This is a genomic window from Candidatus Methylomirabilota bacterium (genome assembly GCA_035260325.1).
Classification (GTDB): domain Bacteria; phylum Methylomirabilota; class Methylomirabilia; order Rokubacteriales; family CSP1-6; genus AR19.
The window spans coordinates 1-6,708 of sequence record DATFVL010000063.1 but is presented as its reverse complement, the minus strand read 5'-3'; the positions used below and the strand labels follow the sequence as shown (position 1 = coordinate 6,708).

Genomic DNA, 6,708 nt, shown 5'->3' with positions numbered 1-6,708 from the left:
GGTCGCCGAGCACCTGCCGCCGGAGGCCGCCGACGCCTTCGTGGGGTCGGTGACGGAGCTCGGGCCGGTCGTGCTCTTCTCCGCGGCCGTGCCGGGCCAGGGCGGCTTCCGCCACGTGAACGAGCAGTGGCCGCCGTACTGGGTCGAACGATTCGAGCAGCGCGGGTTCGTCCCGATCGACGCGCTCCGGGACGAGCTGTGGGAGACCACCGAGGTCGAGTGGTGGTACGCGCAGAACGTCCTCTTCTTCTGCCGGCGAGAGCAGCTCGACCGGCACGCCGCGCTGAAGCGGAAGTGGCTGACGACGGACCGGCGCCGACTGTCGGTCGTCCACCCGAAGCTCTACACCGAGAAGTGCCGGCTGGTGTCCGAGCTGTCGGATCCGAGGAACCTCTCGCTGCTGGCGTCGCTCCGCGCGCTCCCCGGGCAGACGGCGCGCGCGATTCGGGACCGGATCCGACGGCTCCGGGGAGGACACGAGGCGCCGTGAACCCTCCCACGTTCTCCGCCGTCGTCGTGGCGCGCGACGAGGAGGCGCTCATCCGGAGATGCCTCGAGTCGCTCCGCTGGTGCGACGAGCGGATCCTCGTCGACATGGAGAGCCGCGACCGGACGCGCGAGCGCGCCGAGGGGCTCGCGACGCGCATCGTGCCGCACGAGTGGATCCCCCACATGGAGTTCGCGCGGAACCGCGGCATCGCGCTCGCGACGGGCGAGTGGATCCTGGTCGTGGACGCCGACGAGACGATTCCCCCGAAGCTCGCCGCGCGCCTCCGGGCGCAGGTCGGCGCGGACCCGGGCGCCGCGGGAATCTGGATCCCGCGGCTGAACCACTCCTTCGGCCTGCCGGTCCCGCACGTCGGCGGCTTTCCCGACCGGCAGCTCCGCTGCTTCCGCCGCGGCGCCGGCCTCTACCCGGACCGTCTGCACAGCCACCCGAAGCTCGCCGGCCGCACCGTCAGGCTCCCCGTCGAGGACGGCGCGTGGATCGTGCACGAGCGTTACCTGAGCATGGGCGAGCTCGTGCGGAAGTGGGACGAGTACGCCGAGAAGGAGGCGCGGCAGCGGGTGAGGGACGGCGCTGCCTTCCCGGGCCCGCTCGCGATGCTGTGGGTACCGCTCTCGGCGTTCCGGTTCCGGTTCTTCACGGCCGCCGGCTACAAGGACGGCCTGGCCGGCCTCGTCCTGAGCGTGCTCTTCGCCTTCTACCGGTTCGAGGTCGAGGCGAAGACCTGGGAGGCGTTCGGCTACGGCGACCGGTGGGACCGCGAGACGCGCCGCCTCCGCTCGCTCCCGCGCCTCGGCCTGGCGCTCGCCCGCCACGGCCTCGGCCGGCTCCTCGGGCGGCGCCGGCGGCCGCCGCGGGGCGCGGGCGGGGCGCCGTGAGCGCGAGCGTCGCCATCGTCACGTTCAACCACGCCCGCTACCTCCCGGACGCGCTCGAGAGCGCGCTCGCGCAGACGCTCCCCGGCGTCGAGGTCGTGGTCGTGGACGACGGCTCGACCGACGACACGCCAGCGGTCCTCGCGAAGTACGCGGGGCGGGTGCGCGTCGTGAGGCAGCCGAACCGCGGGCCGTCGGCGGCGCGCAACGCGGGCGTCGCGGCGAGCCGCGGCGAGTACGTCGCCTTCCTCGACGCCGACGACGTGCTGGCGCCGACGAAGCTCGCCGAGCAGACGGCGGTCCTCGCGCGCGAGCCCCGCGCCGGCTGGACCTACTGCGACGTCCGCATCGAGGACACGAGAGCCGGGGTCGTGACGACCACCTCGGAGCGCTTCGGATATCGCGCGCGCCGTCTCGGACCGGAGCCGCTTCTGCGTGCTCGACGGGCTCGTCCGGCGCCGCCCCGACGCGCTGGGGGCGCTCGGCATGCCGGGGCGCGGATCGTCGCCGACACGCGCAACTGGTTCGGCCTCGAGGCCCGCGCGCGCGGCGACTGGACGGAGGCGCGGCGGCGGTTCGCCGCGTCGGTCCGGCAGCTGCCCTGGCAGCGCCGGGCGCCGCTGCTCCTCCTCGAGAGCCTGCTCCGCCGGCCACGCGCGTGAGGCCCGGCGACCGCGGATGACCGACACGACGATCGTCGTCGTGAGCTACGACACGCGCGACCTCGCGCTCGCGGCGCTCGCGGCCGCCCGGGCCGCCGCCGGGCCCCACACGGCCGTCGTCGCCGTCGACAACGGCTCCGCCGACGGCACGCCCGAGGCCGTGCGCGCCGCCTTCTCCGACGTGGCCGTCCTCGTGAACCCGGACAACCCTGGCTACGGCGCCGCCATCAACCGCGCCGCGGCGGCCCGGCCGGCCGCGTACCTCTGCGCGATGAACGCGGACGTGATCCTCGAGCCGGGCTGCCTCCCGACGCTGCGCCGGTTCCTCGAGACGCATCCGGACCACGGTCTCGCGGGGCCGGCCCTCGTCTATCCAGGCGGCGCGCCGCAGGCCTCCTGCAAGCGCTTCCCCACGCTCGGGGTCGCGCTCGGCGAGCTCTTCGGCGTCCACTCGCTCGCGCCGCGCAACCGCTGGCAGCGGCGCTTCTACTGCGAGGACCTCGACCTCGCGCGCGAGGCCACGGTGGACACGGTGTCGGGCGCGGTCCTGCTGATTCGCGGCGACGCGTTCCGGCGCATCGGCGGCTTCGACCCGGCGTTCAGGATGTACTTCGAGGAGATCGACCTCTGCCGGCGCCTCCGCGACGCCGGCCTCCGCGTCGGCTTCTGCCCGGCCGCGCGTGCCGTGCACCACCACGGCGCCAGCACCGTCCAGACCTCGGTGCGGCAGGTGGCCTACTACCTGAGCTACGTCCGTTACTTCGCCAAGCACCACGGCCCGGCCGCGGCGGCCGCGCTCCGGGCCGCCGTCGCGCTCAGCACGCTCGGCCGGATGGCGGCGCTGCCGCTCAAGTATCCGCCGCTCGACCGCCGGCGCGCGGCGCTGCTCGTCGCCAAAGAGGGCGCGTGCGCGCGGCTGCTCCGCGGCCTCGGCGCGCCCGCCGCGACCCGCGCATGACGGCCGCGGGCCGCCGGCTCCACCGTCTCCCGCTGGTCCTGCTCGTCGCGCTCGGCGGCGCCGCGCGCTTCTGGGGGCTCGGCTGGGGGCTGCCCCACACGCTGGCGCACCCCGACGAGACGAAGTTCGTCTCGATCGCCCTCGGCATGGGCTACGGCGATCTCGACCCGCACTGGTTCGGCTATCCGACGCTGTTCTTCTATCTCTCGGCCGCGGCGGTCGGTCTCCTGTACGCCCTGGGCCGCCTCACGGGCGACTTCCCGACGCTCTTCGCCTTCAAGCTCCAGTTCTTCCTCGACCCGTCGCCCTTCCATCTGGCGACGCGCGCGATCTCCGCGACGGCCGGCACGCTCACGATCCTCCTCGCCTACCGCCTCGGCCGCGAGCTCGGCGGGCGCGGCGCGGGGCTCGTCGCGGCGCTGCTCGTGGCGGTGAACCCGCTCCACGTGCGGAGCTCGCATTTCGGCAACACCGACGTGACCATGACCGCGCTCGTCGCGGCGGCGCTCTTCTTCGCCGTCCGCGCGGCGCGCGGGGCGCGCGCGCGCGACTTCGTCCTCGCCGGCGCGTGCGTCGGCCTCGCGGCGTCCACGAAGTATCCCGCGGCGCTCTTCGCCGCGAGCCTGCCGGTCGCGGCCCTGCTCCCGGGAGGCGCCCGCGCCGCCGCCGTGCCGCTCGTCACGCGTCTCCGCTGGCTGGGCTCGGGCGTGCTGGCGACCGGGGCGGCGTTCGCGCTCACCTCGCCGTTCGTGCTCCTCGACTGGCGGGTCGCGGCGGCGGATCTCGGCGCCCTTGGGCGGCAGCGCGTCGAGGGCTGGCCGGGCGACACCGGCGGCCCCGCGTGGCTCTACCACCTCGCGTTCTCGGGGTGGTACGGCTTCGGCGCGCCGTTCTACGCGGCGCTCCTCGTCGCGGTCGCCGTCGTCGCGTGGCGCCGCGACCGCGTCGCGCTCGGGCTCCTGCTGGCGTGCGCCGTGTACTTCGGGACGATGAGCTCAGGGCGGCTTGCCTTCGCGCGCTACCTCCTGCCGCTCGTCGCGCCGCTCGCCGCGCTGGTGGGGACGCTCGCGACGGCGCCGCCCGTGCGCGCGGCCGCGCGGCGCCTGCCCGGGCGCGCCGCGCTCGCCGTCGCGCTCGCCGCGCTCGTGGCGCTGCCGGCCTGGTACACGCTCGGCCAGGTGAGGCTCCTCGGGCGCGCGGACACGCGCCGGCTCGCGCGCGAGTGGATCATGGCGCACGCGCCGTCGGGGGCGACGCTCGTGTGGCTCGGCACCGGGTACGAGTTCTCGCGGCCCCAGGTGCCGCTGTCGCCCGCCATGTGGGCGGGCCTCCTCGCCCATGGCGACCGCCCGAGCATGCTGGGCGAGCGCGACCGCCGCGCCCAGTGGCGCACGGCGCGCGAGATGCTGGCGGCGCCCGGTTTCCCGCCCGTCCCGAACTACACGCTCGTCGAAGCGCGGCGGCTCGCCGAGGTGCGTGCCGCGCCCGGCGCCCCGGTGTACGTCGTGGTTCCCGAGCATCCGCTCGACCGATTCGCTCACGTGGAGCCCGACGACCGCCGGGCGCTCGCGCGCGACGCGACGCCGCTCTGGGAGGTCCTCCCGATCCAGCCCGGCGCCCGGCCGGTGTTCGAGATGCACGACGCCATCTTCCTGCCCGTCGCGGGCTTCGGCGGCGTGTCGCTGCCCGGGCCCGGGCTCAGGATCTACCGGCTCCCGTGAAGATCGCGATGGTCGAGACCGGCGGCTGGGGCGGCATCGCCCACTACGCGTGGAGCCTCTGCGACGCGCTCGCCGGCGCGGGCGCCGACGTGTCGCTCCTCACCAACGCCGACTACGAGCTCGAGCGACGGCCGCGCGGCTTCGCCGTCGAGCGCTGCTTCTCGGCGGGCGCCGGCTTCCTCGGCAACGCCCGCGCGCTCTGCGAGCGCTTGCGGCGCGGCGGCCATCACGTCGTGCACGTGCAGAGCCTCCTCTCGACGCGGTTCGACGCGCTCCTCTGGCCGCGCGTGCGGCGCCGCGTGCCGATGGTGATGACGGTCCACAACCTCCGCAGCCACGAGCGGATCCACTGGGACGACTGGACGCTCTGGCGATGTCTCGCGACGGCGGACGCCGTCGTCGTCCACACGGAGGAGGCGCTCCGCGAGGCGCGCCGGCGGCTCGGCCCGCGCGCGCGGGTCGAGCTGATCCGGATGGGCGACTGGTCCGTGTTCGCCGCCGCCGAGGCCGCGGACCGTGGCGAGGCGCGCGCGCGGCTCGGGCTGCCCGCGGACGCGCCCGTCGTGCTCGCCTTCGGCGCGATCCGTCCCTACAAGGGGCTCGCCGGCGTCATCGCGGCTCTGCCGGCGCTGCGCCGCCGTCATCCCGGCGCGCGCCTCGTGATCGCGGGGCCGCTCCTCGCGGGGAGCGAGGGCGAGTACCGCGCGGCCATCCGGCGCGCGGGCGTGGAGGGCGTTGTCGTGTTCCGGCCGGGCTACGTGCCGGGCGACGAGGTGCCCGGCTACTTCGCCGCCGCGGACGTCGCCGTCTTCAACTACAGCGGCATCACGGACAGCGCCTCGCTCCGGCTCGCCTGCCGGATGTTCACGCCCGTCGTGGCGACAGCCGTCGGCTGCTTCAGCGAGTTCCTGACCGACGGCGTGACGGGTCGCCTCGTCCCCGCGGGGGACGACGGGGCGCTCGCCGCGGCGCTCGGCGACGTCCTCGCGGACCCGGCGGACGCCGGCCGTATGGCGGCCGCGGCCGCCTCGCTGGCGGGCTCGGCGTGGTCGTGGGCGGAGAGCGCCCGGGCGACCCGCGCGCTCTACGGCGCCCTCGCGCGGGGCGGCGCGTGAGCGCCGCGCTCGCGCTCGCGGTCGTCGCGCTCGCGCTCCGCCTCTGGGTGCTCCGGGCGCTGCCGGTGATCGACGCGGACGGCGTGAGCTACGTGACCCTCGCCCGCCGGCTCGCGGACGGGGGCTCGGCCTTCGACCCGCTGTTCCACCCGCTCTATCCGGCGGCGTTCGCGGTCGTCGCGCCGCTCGCGGGCGACTGGGAGCTGGCGGCGCGGCTCGTCTCGGCGCTCGCCGGCGCGCTGCTCGTCCTCGCGGCGTGGGCGCTGACGAGGGCGCTGCTCGGCGAGGACGCGGCGCGCCTCGCCGCGATCCTCGTCGCCGTGCACCCGGCGCTCGTCCGCGCGGGAACGGCCGCCATGCCCGAGGCGCTCTACGCGCTCCTGCTCGTCGGCGGCGTCTGGGCGGCCTGGCGCGCGCTCGGCGCGGGCGCCGAGGCCTGGCTCGTCGCGGCGGGGTTCCTCTTCGGGCTCGCGTACCTCGCGCGCCCCGAGGGCGCGGCGTACCTCCTGGGCCTCGTCGCCGCGGTCCTCCTCGCGACGCTCCGCGACCGGCGCCGCCGGCGCCTCGCGTGGGGCGGGGGAGCGGTCCTCGCGTGGATCCTCGTCGCGGCGCCGTACCTCGTTTATCTCAGGGGCGTGCAGGGGCGGTGGACGCTCAGCGGGAAGCTCGCCCACAACCTGTCCCTCGTGCAGGGGACCGCCGGCGCGCCGAGTCCGCTCCCGTGGCGTGTGCTCGAGAACGCGTACCTCTTCCAGAAGTACGCGCTGCCCGAGCTCCTGCCGGGCGTCGTCGCCTTCCTCCTCGTGCCCGGCGTCGTCGCGCGCGCGCGGCGCCGCGGGTGGCTCGCGCAGGACGGCGTCCTGCTCGCG

Annotated in this window: 7 protein-coding genes; all 7 read left to right on the top strand. The window is 76.1% G+C overall.

Annotation, left to right across the window (positions count from 1 at the left end):
- On the top strand, positions 1-490 hold a 490-nt coding region (locus tag VKG64_04725), incomplete at its 5' end, for a hypothetical protein (protein HKB24340.1).
- On the top strand, positions 487-1,386 hold the full coding sequence (locus tag VKG64_04720; GenBank protein HKB24339.1) for a glycosyltransferase family 2 protein: 900 nt from the start codon (positions 487-489) through the stop codon (positions 1,384-1,386). The genes VKG64_04725 and VKG64_04720, both read left to right, overlap by 4 nt.
- Positions 1,383-2,045 (top strand): glycosyltransferase family A protein, encoded by a 663-nt coding sequence (locus VKG64_04715; GenBank protein ID HKB24338.1) that lies wholly within the window; start codon positions 1,383-1,385, stop codon positions 2,043-2,045. The genes VKG64_04720 and VKG64_04715 overlap by 4 nt, the downstream gene beginning before the upstream one ends.
- Positions 2,046-2,061: 16 nt before the next feature.
- Positions 2,062-3,003 (top strand): glycosyltransferase family 2 protein, encoded by a 942-nt coding sequence (locus VKG64_04710; GenBank protein ID HKB24337.1) that lies wholly within the window; start codon positions 2,062-2,064, stop codon positions 3,001-3,003.
- Positions 3,000-4,724 carry a glycosyltransferase family 39 protein gene (locus VKG64_04705; protein HKB24336.1) on the top strand — a complete coding sequence of 575 codons (1,725 nt, stop codon included), beginning with the start codon at positions 3,000-3,002 and terminating at the stop codon, positions 4,722-4,724. The genes VKG64_04710 and VKG64_04705 overlap by 4 nt, the downstream gene beginning before the upstream one ends.
- On the top strand, positions 4,721-5,839 hold the full coding sequence (locus VKG64_04700) for a glycosyltransferase family 4 protein (protein ID HKB24335.1): 1,119 nt from the start codon (positions 4,721-4,723) through the stop codon (positions 5,837-5,839). The genes VKG64_04705 and VKG64_04700 overlap by 4 nt, the downstream gene beginning before the upstream one ends.
- A partial coding sequence (locus VKG64_04695) for a glycosyltransferase family 39 protein (protein HKB24334.1) occupies positions 5,836-6,708 on the top strand: 873 nt, incomplete at its 3' end. The genes VKG64_04700 and VKG64_04695, both read left to right, overlap by 4 nt.